This is a genomic window from Mesorhizobium sp. WSM3873 (assembly GCF_001672445.1).
Taxonomy (GTDB): Bacteria; Pseudomonadota; Alphaproteobacteria; order Rhizobiales; family Rhizobiaceae; genus Mesorhizobium.
Genome location: NZ_LYTM01000016.1, coordinates 71949 through 91024 on the forward strand (window position 1 = coordinate 71949; position 19076 = coordinate 91024).

Below are 19076 nucleotides of genomic sequence, written 5' to 3' on the forward strand. Positions count from 1 at the left end.
GACAAATCTGATATTCGCTCTGGCCGAGCTTTCGACGCCGGGGGACTACATGACCAATCACCTGTTCGACGCGTTTCGCGCCAGCATGCCGGCGCCTGGCCGAGTGCTGATGGAGACGGATGACGGGCGTTCGATTTCCTATGCCGACATGCTGGCGCGGTCCGCGCAGTTTGCGCACGCGCTGGTCGCCGCTGGTGTGTTGCCCGGCGATCGCGTCGCCGTGCAGGCGGAGAAGATCCCTGAAGCCTTGCTCCTCTATCTCGCCTGTCTGCGCGCGGGCGCCGTCTTCCTGCCGCTCAACACCGCCTATACGCTGCCGGAGCTCGACTATTTCTTCCGCGACGCGGAGCCGCGGCTGGTCGTGTGCGATCCGGAAGAGGTGAAGGATGTGCAACCGCTTGCCGCATCGGCGGGGGCGGCGACGCTGACGCTAGGCCGCGACGGACAGGGCACGCTTGCGGACCGTGCGGCGCTACAGCCAGCGGATTTTGCGGATCTGGAGCGCGGCCCCGACGATCTTGCCGCCATCCTTTACACGTCGGGCACGACGGGCCGCTCCAAGGGCGCCATGCTCAGCCACGAGAACCTCGCCTCCAACGCGCGCGTGCTGGTGGATTACTGGCGCTTCAGCAGCGATGATGTGCTCATCCACGCGCTGCCGATCTTCCACACGCACGGCCTGTTCGTCGCGACCAACGTCATCCTGATGGCCGGGGCAAAGATGCTGTTCGAGCAGAAGTTCGACCCGGCCCGTGTGATTTCGCTTCTGCCGCGCGCGACCGCGCTGATGGGCGTGCCGACCTTCTATGTGCGGCTCCTGCAGCAGCAGGGCCTGACGAAGGATGCGGCCAGCCGCATGCGGCTGTTCATCTCCGGTTCGGCGCCGTTGCTTAGCGAGACGCATAAGGCCTGGCGCGAGCGCACCGGCCACGCCATCCTCGAACGCTACGGCATGACCGAAACCAACATGAACACCTCCAATCCCTATGACGGCGAACGGCGCGCTGGCACGGTCGGCTTTCCGCTGCCGGGTGTCACGCTGCGCGTCGCCGACCCCGAAAGCGGCAAGCCGCTAGCCCAGGGCGAGATCGGCATGATCGAGGTGAAGGGCCCGAACGTCTTTGCCGGCTATTGGCGGATGCCAGAGAAAACCAAGGCCGAATTCCGCGAAGACGGCTTCTTCATCACCGGCGACCTCGGCCTGATCGACACCGGCGGCTATGTCCACATCGTCGGCCGCGGCAAGGACCTGATCATCTCGGGCGGCTACAACGTCTATCCCAAGGAGATCGAGAGCGAGATCGACGCGCTTGCCGGCGTTGCCGAAAGCGCGGTGATTGGCGTTGCGCATCCCGACTTCGGCGAAGGCGTCACGGCCGTCGTGGTGCGCAAGCCGGGCTCGGCAATCAGCGCAGCCGATATCGCCGACGCCATCGCCGGGCGGCTGGCCAAATACAAGCATCCAAAGCAGGTGATCTTCGTCGACGAATTGCCGCGCAACACGATGGGCAAGGTGCAGAAGAACGTTTTGCGCGAGGCGTTTAAGGATATCTACCAATCCAGACCGCAGAGCTAGGACCAGTGCAAACGCCCGGCAGCTTCGTCATTCTAGGGCGGAGCAAGGAGCGAAGCGACCCGGGAAGACCCTGGAAGCCATGCCTTAACGCCAAAGCGTGCAACGATTACAGAATTCTGCACCGTTGCGCCCCACCGCAGAGGTCACGGCAAGGATCCTCGGGTCAAGCCCGAGGATGGCGAAGGAAGAGGCCTACGCCGCAAACACCTTCTCGCCGCCGATCCAGACATTCTTGACGTCCAGGTCTTCCGACAGCCCGACAATGTCCGCTGCGGTGCCGTTGGCGAAACGGCCGAGGCGATGCGCCTGGCCGATCGCTTCGGCGGGATAGAGCGAGGCCATGCGGAGCGCCTCGTCGAGATCGAGCCCGACCACGTGATGGACAAAGCGCACGGCGGAAATCATGTCTAGATCGGCGCCGGCCAGCGTGCCGTCGGCAAGCCTGAGACTCCCGTCCTTGCGGTAGATGGCGCGGCCGTTGAGGGTGAAGGATGTCATGTCGGTTCCGATCGTCGCCATGGCGTCGGTGACCAAAAGGATCTTGCCCGGGCCTTTCTTGGCATTGAGTGCAAGCGTCATGGTGCCGGGATGGACATGGATACCGTCCGCGATGAGGCCGGCGTAGAAGCTGCCGGTGTCGATCGCCGCTCCGGCCAGTCCCGGCTCGCGATTGCCGATCTGGCTCATGGCGTTGAAGAGGTGGGTGACGACCGTGGCGCCGGCCTCGGCGAAGGCCGTTGCCGTGGCATAGCCGGTGTCGGAGTGGCCGAGGCTGACAACGATGCCGGCCGCGGCCAGCGCCGTGACCCGGGCCGGCTCGACCGATTCCGGTGCGACCGTGGTGAGCAGCACCGGCAAGCCCTGACGCGCCGCGACCAGCGCAGCCTGGTCGGCGTCCGTCATTGGCCGGATAAGAGCCGGATCATGCGCGCCCTTGCGCGCGACGGACAGATGCGGACCTTCGAGATGCAGCCCAAGAAAACCCCGCACCTTCTTCCGGGCGGCCTCGGCGCCGGCGGCGACCGCGGCGGCGGTGATCGCCGGCGTGTCGGTGATCAGCGTCGGCAAGAGCGCCGTGGTGCCGAAGGGCGCGTGCGCCCGGCAGATGGTCTCGATCGAGGCGACATCGGGATGGTCGTTGAGCATAACGCCTCCACCGCCATTGACTTGGATGTCGACGAAGCCGGGAACCAAGAGGCCGCCACCGGTCTCGACATGGGAGACGCCCGATGGCACGGCGCCGGCGGGCAGAATGGCCTCGACCACGCCGTCCTTGACGACAAGGGCCGTATCGTCGTGCCAGTCGGCCCCGTCGAAGATACGGGCGCCGGTGAGGGCGAAACGGTCGCTCATACGGTTTCCGTCACCTTGCGCAGATTGCGTGGCGCATCCGGATCGAGACCGCGATGGCGAGCGAAGGCCTCTACGAAGCCATAGAAGGACACGATCAGCGGCAGCGGATCGGTTAAGGGATGGCCGGTTGCGACATACGGCAGCAGCCTGGCTGCCTTCGCATTATCGGAGGTGACGAAAGCGGCCGCGCCTTTGGCCGTCAAGCTGTCGGCGGCCTCGGCCACCGAAGGCTCCGACGCGTCCCGGGCAGCAAGCGCCAGGACCGGGAAGCCCGGCCCGACCAGCGCCAGCGGCCCATGCATGACCTCCGCGGCGCTATAGGCCTCGGCATGCATGGCGCAGGTTTCCTTGAATTTCAGCGCCGCCTCGCTGGCGATCGCGAAGGATGGGCCGCGGCCGAGGATGAACAGCGAGCGCGGCGTCTCGAGCGTCGTGGCGAGCGCCATCCAGTCGCAGGCAATCGACTTCTCGAAATGCTCCGGCAGACGGGCGAGCGCGGCAAGCAGCGCCTCATCGCCAGTGCTGTGCGCCATCAGCGCCAGGGCGGCGACGGCCGAGTTGACGAAGGTCTTGGTGGCCGCGACGCTGCGCTCCGGGCCGGCGAGAATGTCGATGGCGTAATCCGAGGCGCGCGCCAGTGGCGAGTCGGCGGTGTTGGTGATGGCGACGGTGAGCGCGCCGCCGGCTCTCGCGGTTTCGGCCATGGCGACGATGTCGGGACTCTTGCCCGACTGCGAGATCGCCAGGCAAGCCGAGCCGCGCAGCCTCAGCTTCGCGCCATAGATGGAAGCGATCGACGGGCCGACGGAAGCGACGGCGAGGCCGGCCGTCAGCTCCACGGCATATTTCATGAAAGTGGCGGCATGGTCGGACGAGCCGCGCGCCACGGTGACGACGAAATGCGGATCGCGCTCGCGAAGGCCGCGGCCGGCCTCGGCCAGCACCTTGGCCGAGCCGTCCAGCAGGCGGGCGGTGGCCTGCGGGATCTCCTCGATCTCGCGCCGCATGTGGGTGGCGGTTGCGCTCATGGCCGGCTCTCCTCTCCCGGCCCGGTCAGCCGGAGTTCCGCGACGAAGTCATAGGCGTCGCCCCTGTAGATCGAGCGCGTGAACTCGATCACCTTGCCGCTCGCCAGATAGGAAATACGTTCGATGTGCAGGCCGGCAACCCCCGGCGGCACTTCGAGAAGGCGCGCGTCGCCGTCGCCGAGATTGGCGGCCGAAATGCGCTGCACGGCCCGCACCGGGCGGTTGCCGGTTAGTTCCAGCGCCGCGTAGAGCGAGGAGCCGATCGCTTCGGGGTCGGGAAGCACGCTCGCCGAAATCGCGGCGCGCTCGATCGCCAGCGGCGTGTCGTTGGCGATGCGCAGGCGCGCCACGCGCGCCACCAGCTCGCTCGACGACAGGCCGAGCACCATCATCTCGTCCGGCGAGGGCGCATAGAGGCCGCGATCGAGCCAGGCCGAGCGCACGACCATGCCGCGGCGCGCCATATCCTCGGTGAAGGAGGTGAGCCGCGACAGCGACTGCTCGACACGTTCCATGCGCGGGGCGACAAAGGTGCCGGAGCCATGGCGCTGGACGAGGATGCCGCCCTTGACGAGATCCTGCACGGCCTTGCGCACGGTGACGCGCGAAATGTCGGCCTTGCTGGCTATATCGCGCTCTGACGGCAGCGCGTCACCCGGCCCGATCAGGCCGCGATTGACCGCTTCCTCAATGCTTTTCCTCAGCTGCAGGTAAAGCGGCGCGTCGCTTTGCGATGATTCTTTCAGCATAGCGAAGATCTGGTCGGCGGCGCTCATCGCGGCGCCTCCGGCAGCATAGCGAAGATCTGGTCGGCGGCGCTCATCGCGGCGCCTCCGGCAGCATAGCGAAGATCTGGTCGGCGGCGCTCATCGCGGCGCCTCCAGCAGCATGGCGAAAATCCGGTCGGCGGCGCTCATCGGGCGCCTCCGGATTTGCCCGTGAAGATGCGCGCGGCCATCTGCACCGCGCCGCCGAGCGCATCGTCAAGCGGGGCCTTCAGCAGCGCTTGATAGCGCGCCGACAGCCGCGGCGCGTAGAGCGGCGCCAGGCCGCCGAGCAGGCATAGCGGCGCGTCGTCGGCGAGTTCGAGCGCGCCCAGCGAAGCCTCGACATCGGCAACCGCCTTATCGAGGATCCAATTGGCGACGAGATCGCCCTTTTCGGCATGCTCGAAGACTTTTGGCGCGAAACCGCCGAAGTCGCCGGGCTTGGCGTTGGTGGTGAACTCGACCACGTCCTCGGGATTGTTGCGGAAGACGGCAAGCATGGCATCCGTCAGCGGCGAGCCGAGGCGGATGCCGTCATAGGCAAGGAGCGTCTGCTCGAGCAGGTCGCGGCCGATACGGGCGCCGCTGCCCTGGTCCCCGACCTGAAAACCCCAGCCGCCGATGGCGCGCGACTTGCCCGCTTTGCGCGCCATATAGGCGGTGCCGGTGCCCAGGATCGCCATGGCGCCGTCGCCGGAGCCGACGGCGCCTTCGAGCGCGATCTCGGCATCGGTCTCGACGCGGCTTTTGCTGAACGGCAGGATCGCTTCCAACTGCTGCCTGTAGGTGCCGACATTGGCTCCGGCGAGGCCGAGAATGGCAGGCGTCTCAGGGATCAGCTCCGGATCTTCACCGGCGGCCACGAAAGCTTGCCTTGCCGCCTCGACGATGTTTGCGCGCGCACCGGTAAGGTCGGTGCGGATATTGGCCGCGCCGCTCTTGGCGCGGCCAACGACAGCGCCGTCGGCGGTCGCAAGGGCCGCCCTGCAGCTTGTGCCGCCGCCATCGATGCCAAGCACGAATTTCACGCGATTTTCTCCTCGTCGCGGATAATACCAATAAAATACCAATAGCCAAGCGTTAATTTCGGTTCAAAAAAAGATTAAGGCGTATTTGATTGAAAGGACATGGAAATTTGACCCCGGTGCGCTCCGGGGCATGAAAACGCGATGAGGGATGTGGACAAGTGGTATTTTTTTGGTATTGTTCGATCAGTTGGAGGAAAGCGGATGGTCGAGACGCGCACGGAAGCGCTTCATCAGAACGCCGCGGGGCTGGATGTCCAGACCCCGGATGCCATCCTTTCATTTCTCGCCAATGCGCAGATCGAGGCCGCCAAGGCCGTGCACGGCGCCATCCCGGCCATAGCCGAGGCCGCCGAACTTGTCGCCAGACAGTTGAAGGGTGGAGGCAGGCTCGCCTACGCGGCAGCCGGCAGCTCCGGCCTGATGGCTGTCGCCGATGCGCTGGAACTTCCCGGCACATTCGGTATCGCGCGTGACCGCATCGCCATCCTGATCGCCGGCGGCGACGAGGCGTTCCGCACGCTTGCCGGCGGACCGGAAGACGATAGCAAGGAAGCCGCGGCAGCCGTAGCGAATGCCAATATCGGCAAGGGCGACTGCCTGATCGCCATCTCGGCCAGTGGCTCGACGCCCTATGCCGTCCAGGCGATCGGCGACGCGCGGCGCCGGGGCGCGGCGACGATCGCGATCGCCAACAACAAGGGCGCGACGCTGTTCGGCGAGGCCGACGTCGCCATCCTGCTCGAGACGCCGCCGGAGCTGATCGCCGGCTCGACGCGCATGGGCGCGGGTACAGCCCAGAAGATCGCGCTCAACATGCTGTCGACGCTCGCTGCCGTCCATCTCGGCCATGTGCATGACGGCTACATGGTCAACCTCGCCGCCGACAACATCAAGCTGCGCGACCGCGCGGTGCGCATGGTGGCCGCCATCAGCGGACGCAGCCGCGAAGATGCGGCGCGCCTGCTCGAAGAGAGCGGCGGCGGCGTCAAGACTGCCATTCTGCTCGCCGCGGGTGCTGCCAATGCCGATGCGGCCGAGAAGATACTGGAAAAAACCGGCCAGAAGCTCAGGCCGGCGCTTTCCGCGATCGAGGGGAGCAAGGCGCGCTAGCCGCTGTTCTCATCAAAACCGAACCTGAAAAAGGTCAACAGGGAGACTGGACATGACGACCAAACTACTGACGGCGCTTCTCATCGGCACGAGCATTCTCGGCACCACCGGGATGGCCCTCGCCGAAGACGTCACGCTCAACATCGAGAGCTGGCGCGGCGACGACCTGACCATCTGGAAGGACAAGCTGATCCCGGCCTTCGAAGCCAAGAACCCGGGCATCAAGGTGGTGTTCGCGCCCTCGGCGCCGACGGAGTATGACGCGGCACTCGGCGCCAAGCTCTCTGCCGGCTCGGCGGGCGACCTGATCACCTGCCGCCCCTTCGACAAGTCGCTTGAGCTGTTCAAGAAGGGCAACCTCGCCGACCTCTCGTCGCTGCCCGGCATGGACAACTTCTCTCCGGTCGCCAAGGCCGCCTGGCAGACCGACGACGGAAAGTCGAGCTTCTGCGTGCCGATGGCTTCGGTCATCCACGGCTTCATCTACAACAAGGACGCCTTCGACAAGCTCGGCCTCAAGGTGCCGACGACGAATGAAGAGTTCTACGCCGTGCTCGACAAGATCAAGGCGGACGGCACCTATATCCCGATGGCGATGGGCACGAAGGACCTCTGGGAAGCCGCGACCATGGGCTACCAGAACATCGGCCCGAACTACTGGAAGGGCGAGGAAGGCCGTCAGGCGCTGATCAAGGGCGAGCAGAAGCTGACCGATCCGCAGTGGGTCGAACCCTACAAGGAACTGGCCAGGTGGAAGCCCTATCTCGGCGACGGCTTCGAGGCGCAGACCTATCCGGACAGCCAGAACCTGTTCACGCTCGGCCGCGCCGCCATCTACCCGGCTGGCTCCTGGGAGATCGGCCTGTTCAACACCCAGGCGCAGTTCAAGATGGGCGCCTTCCCGCCGCCCGTGCAGAAGGCCGGCGACACCTGCTACATCTCCGACCATACCGATATCGGCATGGGCCTGAACGCAGCCTCGAAGCACCCGGAAGAAGCCAAGAAATTCCTGTCCTGGGTCGCTTCGCCGGACTTCGCCAACATCTACGCCAATGCGTTGCCGGGCTTCTTCAGCCTGAACAACACCCCGGTGAAGATGGAGGACCCGCTGGCGCAGGAATTCGTCTCCTGGCGCGGCAAGTGCAAGTCGACGATCCGCTCGACCTACCAGATCCTGTCGCGCGGCACGCCGAACCTCGAGAACGAGACCTGGGTCGAATCGGCCAACGTGATCAACGGCACCGACACGCCGGAAGCCGCGGCCAAGAAGCTGCAGGACGGCCTCGACAGCTGGTACAAGCCGGCGAAGTAAGGCTTTAGCCATTCGAACCGGCCGGGCGCCGCCCGGCCGGCCTTCGGACAGATTTAATAGCGATTGTCGGCGCCGCCTCTCGGTCTTACGCTCACCCTTGCGGGAAGACGAAGCCGCACTGTCGCTGGCCTTGTTCCCTCGCATCATGGGGACAGTCAGGCCGCCGTGCATCGAGGCATCAGCCAAGCACCATCGACCTGGAACCGAGAGACGGCGGGGACCGAACTCATGGCCGCACAAACACGACCCAAGAAACCGATCCGCTGGCATATCGGCGTCTTCCTGGCGCCGGCGGTGCTCGTCTACACGGCAGTCATGATCCTGCCGCTGTTCGGGACCCTGCAGCTTTCCCTGTTCCGCAACATCAACCAGGCGCAAGTGTTCGTCGGGTTCGACAATTTCCACACGCTGTTCGGCGATCCCAACTGGTCGGTGAATTTCTGGAACGCGCTGCGGAACAATGTCTGGTTCTTCATCATCCACATGCTGGTGCAGAATCCGATCGGCATCCTATTGGCGGCGCTTCTCTCCAGCCCGAGACTGCGGTTTGCCGCCTTCTATCGCACCGCGATCTTCGTGCCGACGATCCTGTCCTTCGTCATCGTCGGCTTTGCCTGGAAGCTGATCCTTTCGCCGATCTGGGGCGTGGCGCCGCATCTGCTCGACTTTGTCGGGCTGAAGAGCCTGTTCACGCCGTGGCTCGGCAAAGAGCAATATGCGCTCACCGCGCTCAGCCTCGTCTCGGTCTGGCAGTTCGTCGGCATCCCGATGATGCTGATCTATGCAGCACTTCTGTCGATCCCCGACGAGGTGATCGAGGCCGCCGAATGCGACGGCGTCACTGGTATGGCGCAGTTCTGGAAGATCAAGCTGCCGCTGATCCTACCTTCGATCGGCATCATTTCGATCCTGACCTTCGTGGGCAATTTCAACGCCTTCGACCTGATCTACACCGCGCAAGGGGCGCTCGCCGGTCCGAATTATTCGACCGACATTCTCGGCACCTTCCTCTACCGCGCCTTCTTCGGTTTTCAGCTGCAGGTCGGCGATCCCAACATGGGTGCCGCGATCGCCACGATCATGTTCCTGATCATCCTCGCCGGCGTCTGCGTCTACCTGTTCCTCGTCCAGACGCGCCTGCGTCGCTATCAGTTCTGAGGCGCGCCATGAGCACCGCAACACATTCGCTTCCCCGCACCATCGGCGCCCATGCGGTCCTTTTGACCTACACGGTGATCGCGCTGTTCCCGGTGATCCTGGTCATCATGAACTCGTTCAAGTCGCGCGCCGGCATTTTTGGCGCGCCGCTGACGCCGCCGACGCCGAAAACCTTCGACCTGATCGGCTACACCACCGTGTTCGGCCAAGGCGACTTTCTGCATTATTTCCAGAACAGCCTCGTCGTCACGGTCGCCTCGCTGTTCTTCGTGCTTCTGTTCGGCGCCATGGCCGCTTTCGCACTGTCGGAATACCGCTTCCGCGGCAACACGATGATGGGGCTCTATCTCGCGCTCGGCATCATGATCCCGATCCGCCTCGGCACCGTCGCCATCCTGCAGCTGATGGTGGCGAGCGGGCTGGTCAACACGCTGACCGCGCTGATCCTGGTCTACACGGCGCAAGGCCTGCCGCTCGCCATCTTCATTCTGTCGGAGTTCATGAAGCAGGTGTCCGACGACCTGAAGAACGCCGGCAGGATCGACGGGCTGTCGGAGTACACGATCTTCTTCCGGCTGGTGCTGCCGCTGGTGCGCCCGTCGATGGCGACGGTCGCCGTCTTCACCATGATCCCGATCTGGAACGACCTGTGGTTCCCGCTGATCCTGGCGCCGTCGGAAGAGACCAAGACGGTGACGCTCGGCGCGCAGCTCTTCCTCGGCCAGTTCGTCACCAACTGGAACGCGATCCTGGCGGCGCTCTCGCTGGCGATCCTGCCGGTGCTGATCCTCTACGTCATCTTCTCGCGGCAGCTGATCCGCGGCATCACGTCAGGAGCCGTCAAGTGAGTGCAGAACAGCCTCTTCGCGTCGTCGTCGCCGGCCTTGGCAATATGGGCCGCAGCCATGCGCTGGCCTATCACGCCAATCCGGGCTTCGAGATCGCCGCGCTCGTCAACCGTTCCGAGGTGCCGCTGCCGGATGGGCTCGCGGGCTATCGCATCAGGCGCTCCTTCGAGGACGTGCTGCGCGACGAGAAGCCGGACGTCGCCGCCATCGCTACTTATTCCGACAGCCACGCCGACTATGCGGTGCGGGCGTTCGAGGCCGGCTGCCATGTCTTCGTCGAGAAGCCGCTGGCGACCACGGTGGCGGACGCCAGGCGCGTCGTCGATGCCGCCAAAGCCAACGGCAGGAAGCTGGTGATCGGCTATATCCTGCGCCACCATCCGTCCTGGATGCGGCTGATCGCCGAGGCGCGCAAGCTCGGCGGGCCATACGTATTCCGCATGAACCTCAACCAGCAATCGTCAGGGCATACCTGGGGCACGCATAAGCAGCTGATGCAGACGACGTCGCCGATCGTCGACTGCGGCGTGCACTATCTCGACGTGATGCTGCAGATCACCGACGCCAATCCGGTCGAGGTGCGCGGCATGGGGGTCAGGCTGACCGACGAGGTCGCGCCCTCGATGTACAATTACGGCCATCTGCAGGTGCTGTTCGAGGACGGCTCGGTCGGCTGGTACGAGGCCGGCTGGGGACCGATGGTTTCGGAGACCGCCTTCTTCGTGAAGGACGTGATGTCGCCCAAAGGCTCTGTGTCGATCGTCATGAAGGAGGGCGTTAAGTCCGACGACATCGACACGCACACCAAGACCTCGACCATCCGCTTGCACAGCGCCGCGACCGGGCCGGACGGAAAGTTCATCAAAGAGGACGAACTGCTGTCGATGGAAGGCGAGCCGGGGCACCAGGAACTCTGCGATCTTGAACAAGCCTTCCTGCTCAAGGCCATCCGCGAGGACATCGACCTGACCCGCCACATGGAGGACGCGGTGAAGTCGCTCGCCGTCTGCCTCGCCGCCGACCAGAGCGTGCGCACCGGCGCGCCAATCAAACTCTAGAACAAGGACGAAGCCGTGGGCTCGCTGAACATCGAGAACGTGAAGAAGGCATTCGGGCCGGTCGAGGTGCTGAAGGGCATCGACCTCGAGGTCAATGACGGCGAATTCGTCGTCTTCGTCGGCCCGTCCGGCTGCGGAAAGTCGACGCTGCTGCGCGTGATCGCAGGGCTAGAGGATTCGACCTCCGGGCGCGTGGTGATCGACGGCGACGACGTCTCCGTCACGCCGCCCGCAAAACGCGGCATCGCCATGGTGTTCCAGACCTACGCGCTCTATCCGCATCTGACGGTGAAGAACAATATGGGGCTCGGCCTGAAACAGGCCGGCACGCCTTCGGCCGAGATCGAGCGCCGCATCAAGATCGCTTCCGCGATGCTGTCGCTCGAGCCCTATCTCGAGCGGCGGCCGGCGGAGCTGTCGGGCGGGCAGCGCCAACGCGTCGCGATCGGCCGCGCCGTGGTGCGCGAACCGAAACTGTTTCTGTTCGACGAGCCGCTGTCCAATCTCGACGCGGCGCTTCGCGTCAACACCAGGCTGGAGATCGCGCAGCTGCACCGGCGGCTAAAGGCAACGATGATCTACGTCACGCACGACCAGGTCGAAGCGATGACGCTGGCCGACAAGATCGTCGTGCTCAATGCCGGCCGCATCGAGCAGATCGGCAGCCCGATGGAGCTCTACAATGCGCCGGCCAATGAATTCGTCGCCGGCTTCATCGGCTCGCCGAAGATGAATTTCATCGACGGCGCCAAGCTTGGCGAGACGGCGAAGACCGTCGGCGTGCGCCCGGAACATCTGACCGTCGATGCAAAATCCGGCGCCTGGAAAGGCACGGTGGTGCATGCCGAGCATCTCGGCGCCGACACCAATCTCTATCTCGACTGCGAGAAGGCCGGGCTACTCACCGTGCGCATCTTCGGCGTCTACAATGCCGAACCGGGCGCGACGCTCTATGCAACGCCGGATCCGGCGAAGACGTACCGGTTCGGGGCAGATGGAAGGGTGTTGAAGTAGCGCCGGCCTCCCCTTCTCCCCTTGCCGGAGAAGGTGGATCGGCGCGCAGCGCCGAGATCGATGAGGGGTGCTCCAGCGGAGTGCGACGCTTACTTCTGCAACGCAGAGATCGTTCCAACACCCCTCATCCGGCCGCTTCGCGGCCACCTTCTCCCACAAGGGGAGAAGGTGAGGTCTGCGCTTACTCGTCCGCCTTGAAGGTCTGCTTCTGCTGGCCCATGCCCTCGATGCCGAGCTCGACGACGTCGCCGGCCTTCAGGAACACCGGCGGCTTCATGCCCAGCCCGACGCCGGGCGGCGTGCCGGTGGAGATGATGTCGCCGGGATGCAGCGACATGAACTGGCTGAGATAGGAAACCAGATACTTCACGCCGTAGACCATGGTCTTGGTCGAGCCGTTCTGCATCATCTTGCCGTTGACCGTCAGCCACATTTTGAGGTTCTGCGGGTCGGCGATCTCGTCCGTGGTCACCAGCCAGGGGCCGATCGGGCCAAAAGTGTCGCAGGACTTGCCCTTGGTCCACTGGCCTTGGCGCTCGGCCTGGAAGGCTCGCTCGGAAACGTCGTGCGCGACGCAATAGCCGGCAACATAATCCAGCGCGTCGTCCTCGCTGACATACTTCGCCGTCTTGCCGATGACGACGCCGAGCTCGACCTCCCAGTCGGTCTTGACCGAGCCGCGCGGGATGAGCACGTCGTCATCCGGCCCGACGATAGCCGAACTCGCCTTCATGAAGATGATCGGCTCCGGCGGCACGGTGGCGCCGGTCTCGGCAGCGTGGTCGGAATAGTTGAGGCCGATGCAGATAAATTTCCCCGTGCCGGCCACGCAGGCGCCGATGCGTGGGCTACCGGAAACAGCCGGCAGCGATTTCGGATCGAGCTTCGACAGCATCTCCAGCGAAGCCGGATGCAGCGCCGTGCCGGCGATGTCGGCGACATAGGCCGAAAGGTCGCGGATCGTGCCATCCTGATCGAGCAGGCCGGGACGCTCGCTTCCCATCTCGCCATAGCGCAGCAACTTCATCTTTTCTCTCCACCTTGCGGCCAAAGACCGATTTGCAAAACTTTCCGCCACGACCTCATGCGAAAATCGGGCGGACCCTAGCCATCAGCCTGGTACCCCGCAAGCGCGGACTCCACGCAGTCGGTCGGCAGGCTGGATTTTTTCAGACTTTTCGATGCTTCCGATGAACGCGTAGCCCCGATCCGATCTTCCTGTTCGCCCACTAGCACTGCGAGCCGCCCCCAATTTTCGAAACGGGCGTCAGATCGACCAGCCGCCATCAATATTGTAGGCCTGCCCCGAAGTGTAGGTGGCGCCCGCCAGATAGACGGCGAGATCGGCGATTTCTTCCGGCGCGCCCAGCCTTCCCATCGGCTGGCGAGCGATGAAGGCGGCGCGCGCCGCGTCATAGTCGCCCTGCGCATGCATGCGGTCCTGCAGCGACGGGCTCTCGACCGTGCCCGGACAGATGGCATTGCAGCGGATGCCCTTAGCCACATAATCGGCGGCCACCGCCTTGGTCAGGCCGACGACCGCCGCCTTGGTAAGGCCGTAGACGAAACGGTTCGGCACGCCCTTCTGCGAGCTTGCCAGCGATGCCATGTTGATGATCGAGCCGTCGCCGCGCTCCAGCATGCCGGGCAGCACGGCGCGGATGGTGCGGATGATAGAGCGGACATTGAGATTCAGGGCGAAGTCGAGATCGGCATCCGTCATTTCGAGGATCGACCCCGAATGGACGAAGCCGGCGCAATTGAACAGAACATCGACCGGGCCGATCTCGGCGAAGGCCGATGTGACGGCCGCGTCATCGAGCACGTCGAGCTTGCGGGTTTTTATGCCGGAAGTCTTGCCGAGTTCGGCCAAAAGCTGCTCGTTGATGTCGGTGGCATGAACGGTGGCGCCGGCCTTGGCGAAAGCCAGCGCGCTCGCCCGCCCAATGCCTTGCGCCGCCGCGGTGATGACGACCACTTTGCCTGCCAGATCCGCCATGCTTCCCTCCGGTGTCGCAAGCTTTCTTAGTGGCGGCCAGACGGGATGCAATGTGCCAGGCGAGCCTGACCACTATTCCGCAGGCCAATTGTTTTTTCTGGTTAAAGAACACATGCCGATGCGTCAAGCCTCGAAGCCTGCGGCAAACGCGCCGAATTTGTGGCGCGAGTGTCGTCAAACCAGACCCGGTCTGGAACGCGCTTAGTCGCCGTAAGGCACCCAGACGTTCTTGACCTCGATGGCGCGGCGCAGGACGGCCTCGCCAGCCGCCTCGCTCGATGTCCAGTCGAGGCTGCGGCCATTGCCGGTCCAGACGCGCTTGAGGTTGCCGATGGAATCGGCCTCCGCCTTGGCGCAGGTGTCGGCATCGGCAAACACCCAGAGCCCATCGACGTCGTCGTGCTTGGCCAGAACGCCGCAGAGCTCGGCGCTGCGGCCGGTGACGATATTGATGGCGCCGGCCGGAATGTCGGAATATTCGATGACCTGGTAGAGATCCGTGGCTAAAAGCGGGTGACGCTCGGACGGGACGGCCACCACGGCGTTGCCCATGGCGAGCGCCGGCGCCACCAGCGAGACGAAGTTGAGGAGCGGCTGATTGTCCGGCGCAACGATGCCGACGACGCCGACAGGCTCGTGCAGCGCAAGCGTCACGGCGCGGGCCGGCGGCTGGTGGACGCGGCCCTCGAACTTGTCGGTGAGGCCGGCATAGAGGAACAGCCGCTCGATGGACTGCTCTACCTCCTCGCGCGCTGCCTTCGCCGTCACGCCGGTGAGTTGGACAAGGCGTGCAGCGAACTCATCGGCACGGCCCGAAAGGTTTTCCGCGAAGTAGTAGAGCACCTGGCTGCGGTTGAAGGCCGTCGCGTCCGGCCAGGCCTTGCAGCCGCGCGCGGCGGCGACCGCGTCGCGGATATCCTTGCGGTTGCCAAGGCCCACTTCGCCGGCAAGCTTGCCCTTGGCGGTGGCGACGGCCAGCGAGTAGTTGCCGTCCGGACGCACCTGCTTGCCGCCGATGAACAGCTTTGCCGTGCGGTCGATGGCCATACCGTCAGCCTGCTCGACGACCTGCGCTGAGCCGGCCACGGCCGGCTTGATGGCGGGGCCGACCGGCAGCTTGGCGGCAAGATATTCGAACATCCCTTCCCGTCCGCCTTCGCGACCGAAGCCGCTTTCGCGATAGCCGCCGAAGCCGCAGGCCGCATCGAACATGTTGGTTCCGTTGACCCAGACGACGCCGGCCTTCAATTGCGGCGCGACATGCAAAGCGAGATTGACGTTCTCGCTCCACACCGAAGCGGCAAGGCCGTAGCGCGTATTGTTAGCCAGTTCGATCGCCTCCTCGGTGTTGCGGAAGCTCATCGTCGCCAGCACCGGCCCGAACACCTCCTCCTGCGCCAGGATATTAGCCGGCGAAACAGAGGTGGCGAGCGTCGGCAAGTGATAGTAGCCCGTCGTCGGCAAGGCAGCGTCCGGCTGCCAGCAAGCGGCGCCCTGCCTGGCGCCCTCGGCGATCAGGCCCTTGACGCGGTCGAGCTGCGTGCGGTCGACCAGCGGCCCGATGTCGGTGTTCTTGTCGAGCGGGCTGCCGACGCGCAGGCGGCTCATCCTGACCTTGACCTTGGCGATGAAGGCCTCCGCGATGCCTTCCTGCACCAGGAGCCGCGAGCCGGCGCAGCAGACCTGGCCCTGGTTGAACCAAATGCCGTCGACCAGTCCCTCGACGGCGCTGTCGAGGTCGGCATCCTCGAAAACGACGAAGGCCGATTTGCCGCCGAGCTCCAGCGACAGCTTCTTGCCCGATCCGGCGGTTGCCTTGCGGATGATCTTGCCGACCTCGGAGGAACCGGTGAAGGCGATCTTCTGCACGCCCGGATGGTTGACGATGGCGGCACCCGCCTCCGGTCCGCCCTGAACGATGTTGACGACGCCTTTCGGCACGCCGGCGCGCTCGCAGATCTCGGCGAACAGTATGGCGGTGAGCGGCGTGAATTCGGCCGGCTTCAGCACCACCGTACAGCCGGCCGCGAGCGCGGGCGCGATCTTCCAGGCCAGCATCAGCAGCGGGAAGTTCCACGGAATGACCTGGCCGACGACGCCGACCGGCTTGTGGCCGGGAAAATCCTTCTCGAGCGTCTGCGCCCAGCCGGCATGATGGATGAAATGGCGGATCGCCAGCGGCACGTCGATGTCGCGGCTCTCGCGGATCGGCTTGCCGTTGTCGATCGATTCCAACACTGCGAACAGGCGCTGATGGCGCTGCATGGCGCGGCCGATGGCATAGAGCACTTTCGCTCTGGCGTAGCCCGATGATGCCGACCATTTCGGCAGCGCCTTTGCGGCCGCCGCAACCGCGGCGTCGATGTCGCCGGCACCCGCATCCGAGATCTTCGCCAGCAGCTTTGCGGAGGACGGCTCGCTGGTATCGAAAGTCTTGCCGCTTGCCGCCGCCTTCCAGGCGCCGTCGATGAACAGCGCCCTGGAGAAATCGCGGCCGGCGAGCCAGGCGTCGGCCTCGTTGCGGGCTTCCGGCGCCGGGCCGTATTCCATGGCGCGATAGCGTTCGAGGATGTTCATGGGGTCGCTCCTTTACCCTCCCCCTTGTGGGGAGGGTCGATCGGCGAAGCCGATCGGGGTGGGGGTAAATGGCTGATGGTCTGGTGCATGGATCAGGCAGATTTGTTTTTCGACCCCCACCCCGCCGCTTCGCGGCGACCCTCCCCGCAAGGGGGAGGGGGGTGGCTCACGCCATCGCGTGGCGATGGTTGGCCGAATAGTGGCCGGTCAAATGATGTTCGAGCTGGCGCTCGATGTCAGTGAGCAGGCTGGAGGCGCCGAAGCGGAACAGCTGCGGCTCGAGCCAGGGCCGGCCAAGCTCTTCCTTCATCAGCACCAGCCAGTCGAGCGAGACCTTCGCGGTGGAAATGCCGCCCGCCGGCTTGAAGCCGATCAGATAGCCGGTCTCCTCGAAATAGGCGCGGATGGCGCGCACCATCGCAAGCCCGACGGGAAGCGTGGCGTTGACGCTTTCCTTGCCGGTCGAGGTCTTGATGAAATCGGCGCCCGCCATCATCGCCACCATCGAGGCCAGCATGACGTTGCGCAGCGTGGCGAGATCGCCCGTGCCGAGGATGACCTTGAGATGGGCGTCGCCGCAGGCGGCGCGCATGGCCACGATCTCGTTGAACAGCTCGCGCCATTTGGCGCCGTAGACCAGGCCGCGCGGAATGACGACGTCGATCTCGTCGGCGCCGTCCTTCACCGAGGCCTCGATCTCCTGCAGGCGGGTCGAGAGCGGCGCAAGGCCGTGCGGGAACGCTGTGGAGACAGCCGCGACATGGATGCCGGTGCCGCGCACCGCATCCACGGCCGTGGCCACGAAGGGATGGTAAACACAAACCGCCGCGGGGCGGATCGTTTCGTCGGCGATGCCGAGGCCCTCGACGATATCCCGGCGCAGCGGATTGATCGCTTTGGCGCAGAGCCGGCGCACGCGCTCGTCGGTGTCGTTGGAATTCAGCGTGGTCAGGTCCATGCAGGCGATCGCGCGCAGCAGCCAGGCGGCCTGGTTGTCGGCCTTGATCGAGCGCCGCTTGGTGAGGGTGGCGACGCGGCGCTCCAGCGCCGAGCGGTTGACGCTGCGCACGGATTCGAGGAAGCCGAGGTCCAGCTTCATGCCAGGATTGCGGGCAATGCCGTGCTCCAGCGGCATCGGCGTGTTGGCGGCGGCACGCGCCGGCAGCGGCATGATCTTGGACGCGCCTGCGCCGGCCTCGCGGATGGTGCTGCTCATCTCCTGCCCTTTCATTCAGCGACGTGCACTGAAGATAGCCCGCGAAGTTGTCCTTCACGAGTCCTTCAGTGGCTCATAGCGGAAAAAGGCGGCAAAAGCAGTAGGTTTTTGACCGCATGGTCAAAACACTGGGAGATGCCTCAGCCGACGAAGGCGCGCTCGACGACGAAGCTGGCGGGATGGCTGAGCGAGCCCTCCTGGAAGCCGAGGCTTTCGGCGAGCTCCTTGACGTCCTTCAGCATGTGCATCGAGCCGCAGATCATGATGCGGTCGGTCTCCGGATTGAGCTTGTCGATGCCGAGGTCGGAGTAAAACTTGCCCGAACCGATCAGGGCCGTGATCCGGCCCATGCGCGCCGACTCCTCGCGGGTCGTCGAATTGTAGAGCGTGACACGCCCGCCGGTCAGCTCGCCGATCAGCGGATCGGTCTCGAGCGCAGCGACCAGTTCCTGGCCGTAGGTGAGTTCGGCGTTGTCGCGGCAGGTGTGGGTGAGGATCACCTGATCGAACTTCTCATAGGTGTCGGGGTCGCGCAGCAAGCTGGCGAAAGGCGCGATGCCGGTGCCGGTCGAGATCATGAACACGCGCTTTGCAGGCGTCAGCGCGTCGAGCACCAGCGTGCCGGTCGACTTCTGGCGCATGATGACGGTGTCGCCGACCTCAATCTTCTGCAACTCGGAGGTCAGAGGACCGTCCGGGACCTTGATCGAGAAGAATTCGAGCTCGTCGTCCCAGGCGGGGCTGGCAACGGAATAGGCGCGGAAGATCGGCTTCTCGGCATTGGGCAGCCCGATCATGACGAACTCGCCGGAGCGGAAGCGCAGCGACTGCGGGCGGGTGATGCGGAACGAGAACAGGCGGTCGGTGTAGTGCTTCACCGACACCACGGTCTCGGCATAGACATTGGCCGGGATCGGGAACTGCAGCGGCTTTGCGCCGGCGAGGTTCAACGCGGATGTCGTGTTCATCAAACCCAACTTTCCGGCGCGGACGCGAGGCGCTGGCGCCAAACTTTCTCATGCGCGCCCGAAC

The 19076-nt window shown here is 64.8% G+C and carries 16 protein-coding genes; 7 read left to right on the top strand and 9 right to left on the bottom strand.

Going from position 1 to position 19076, the window contains the following annotated elements:
* Positions 1-49 precede the first annotated feature (49 nt).
* Positions 50-1576, top strand: coding sequence for a malonyl-CoA synthase (locus A9K71_RS13700; RefSeq protein ID WP_066996097.1), 1527 nt, complete (start codon positions 50-52; stop codon positions 1574-1576).
* A gap of 192 nt (positions 1577-1768) precedes the next feature.
* Here the strand turns inward: A9K71_RS13700 and nagA are convergent, their stop codons facing one another.
* The 4 genes from nagA to A9K71_RS13720 all read right to left on the bottom strand — a co-directional run bounded on the left by nagA (position 1769) and on the right by A9K71_RS13720 (position 5752).
* Positions 1769-2929 carry an N-acetylglucosamine-6-phosphate deacetylase gene (gene nagA, locus A9K71_RS13705; protein ID WP_066996100.1) on the bottom strand — a complete coding sequence of 387 codons (1161 nt, stop codon included), beginning with the start codon at positions 2927-2929 and terminating at the stop codon, positions 1769-1771.
* On the bottom strand, positions 2926-3957 hold the full coding sequence (locus A9K71_RS13710) for an SIS domain-containing protein (RefSeq protein WP_066996103.1): 1032 nt from the start codon (positions 3955-3957) through the stop codon (positions 2926-2928). The genes nagA and A9K71_RS13710 overlap by 4 nt, the downstream gene beginning before the upstream one ends.
* Positions 3954-4733 carry a GntR family transcriptional regulator gene (locus A9K71_RS13715; RefSeq protein WP_066996108.1) on the bottom strand — a complete coding sequence of 260 codons (780 nt, stop codon included), beginning with the start codon at positions 4731-4733 and terminating at the stop codon, positions 3954-3956. The genes A9K71_RS13710 and A9K71_RS13715 overlap by 4 nt, the downstream gene beginning before the upstream one ends.
* Before the next feature lie 137 nt (positions 4734-4870).
* On the bottom strand, positions 4871-5752 hold the full coding sequence (locus tag A9K71_RS13720; RefSeq protein WP_066996111.1) for an N-acetylglucosamine kinase: 882 nt from the start codon (positions 5750-5752) through the stop codon (positions 4871-4873).
* 201 nt (positions 5753-5953) lie between these two features.
* Between A9K71_RS13720 and A9K71_RS13725 the strand changes: the two genes are divergently transcribed.
* The 6 genes from A9K71_RS13725 (at position 5954) to A9K71_RS13750 (ending at position 12252) form a co-directional block, all read left to right on the top strand.
* The gene (locus A9K71_RS13725; protein ID WP_066996114.1) at positions 5954-6862 is read left to right on the top strand and encodes an N-acetylmuramic acid 6-phosphate etherase; all 909 of its coding nucleotides are present in this window, start codon (positions 5954-5956) and stop codon (positions 6860-6862) included.
* Positions 6863-6914: 52 nt separating this feature from the next.
* On the top strand, positions 6915-8174 hold the full coding sequence (locus tag A9K71_RS13730; protein WP_066996117.1) for an ABC transporter substrate-binding protein: 1260 nt from the start codon (positions 6915-6917) through the stop codon (positions 8172-8174).
* 228 nt (positions 8175-8402) lie between these two features.
* Positions 8403-9332, top strand: coding sequence for a sugar ABC transporter permease (locus A9K71_RS13735; protein ID WP_066996121.1), 930 nt, complete (start codon positions 8403-8405; stop codon positions 9330-9332).
* Between the two features lie 8 nt (positions 9333-9340).
* Positions 9341-10180, top strand: coding sequence for a carbohydrate ABC transporter permease (locus A9K71_RS13740; protein ID WP_066996124.1), 840 nt, complete (start codon positions 9341-9343; stop codon positions 10178-10180).
* Positions 10177-11238 carry a Gfo/Idh/MocA family oxidoreductase gene (locus A9K71_RS13745; protein WP_066996127.1) on the top strand — a complete coding sequence of 354 codons (1062 nt, stop codon included), beginning with the start codon at positions 10177-10179 and terminating at the stop codon, positions 11236-11238. Before A9K71_RS13740 ends, A9K71_RS13745 begins: the two co-directional genes overlap by 4 nt.
* A 15-nt stretch (positions 11239-11253) precedes the next feature.
* Positions 11254-12252, top strand: coding sequence for an ABC transporter ATP-binding protein (locus tag A9K71_RS13750; protein WP_066996130.1), 999 nt, complete (start codon positions 11254-11256; stop codon positions 12250-12252).
* 181 nt (positions 12253-12433) lie between these two features.
* Here A9K71_RS13750 and A9K71_RS13755 read toward each other — a convergent pair whose 3' ends face one another.
* The 5 genes from A9K71_RS13755 to A9K71_RS13775 form a co-directional block, all read right to left on the bottom strand.
* Positions 12434-13279, bottom strand: a complete 846-nt coding sequence (locus A9K71_RS13755; RefSeq protein WP_066996133.1) for a fumarylacetoacetate hydrolase family protein — start codon at positions 13277-13279, stop codon at positions 12434-12436.
* 240 nt (positions 13280-13519) lie between these two features.
* Positions 13520-14251: an SDR family oxidoreductase gene (locus A9K71_RS13760; protein WP_066996137.1), complete on the bottom strand. Its 732-nt coding sequence runs from the start codon at positions 14249-14251 to the stop codon at positions 13520-13522.
* Positions 14252-14452: 201 nt separating this feature from the next.
* The gene (locus A9K71_RS13765; protein ID WP_066996140.1) at positions 14453-16828 is read right to left on the bottom strand and encodes an aldehyde dehydrogenase family protein; all 2376 of its coding nucleotides are present in this window, start codon (positions 16826-16828) and stop codon (positions 14453-14455) included.
* Between the two features lie 166 nt (positions 16829-16994).
* A complete protein-coding gene (deoC, locus tag A9K71_RS13770; RefSeq protein WP_066996200.1) occupies positions 16995-18044 on the bottom strand; it encodes a deoxyribose-phosphate aldolase in 1050 nt (349 codons plus the stop codon).
* Between the two features lie 140 nt (positions 18045-18184).
* On the bottom strand, positions 18185-19012 hold the full coding sequence (locus A9K71_RS13775; protein WP_066996144.1) for a ferredoxin--NADP reductase: 828 nt from the start codon (positions 19010-19012) through the stop codon (positions 18185-18187).
* Positions 19013-19076 lie beyond the last annotated feature (64 nt).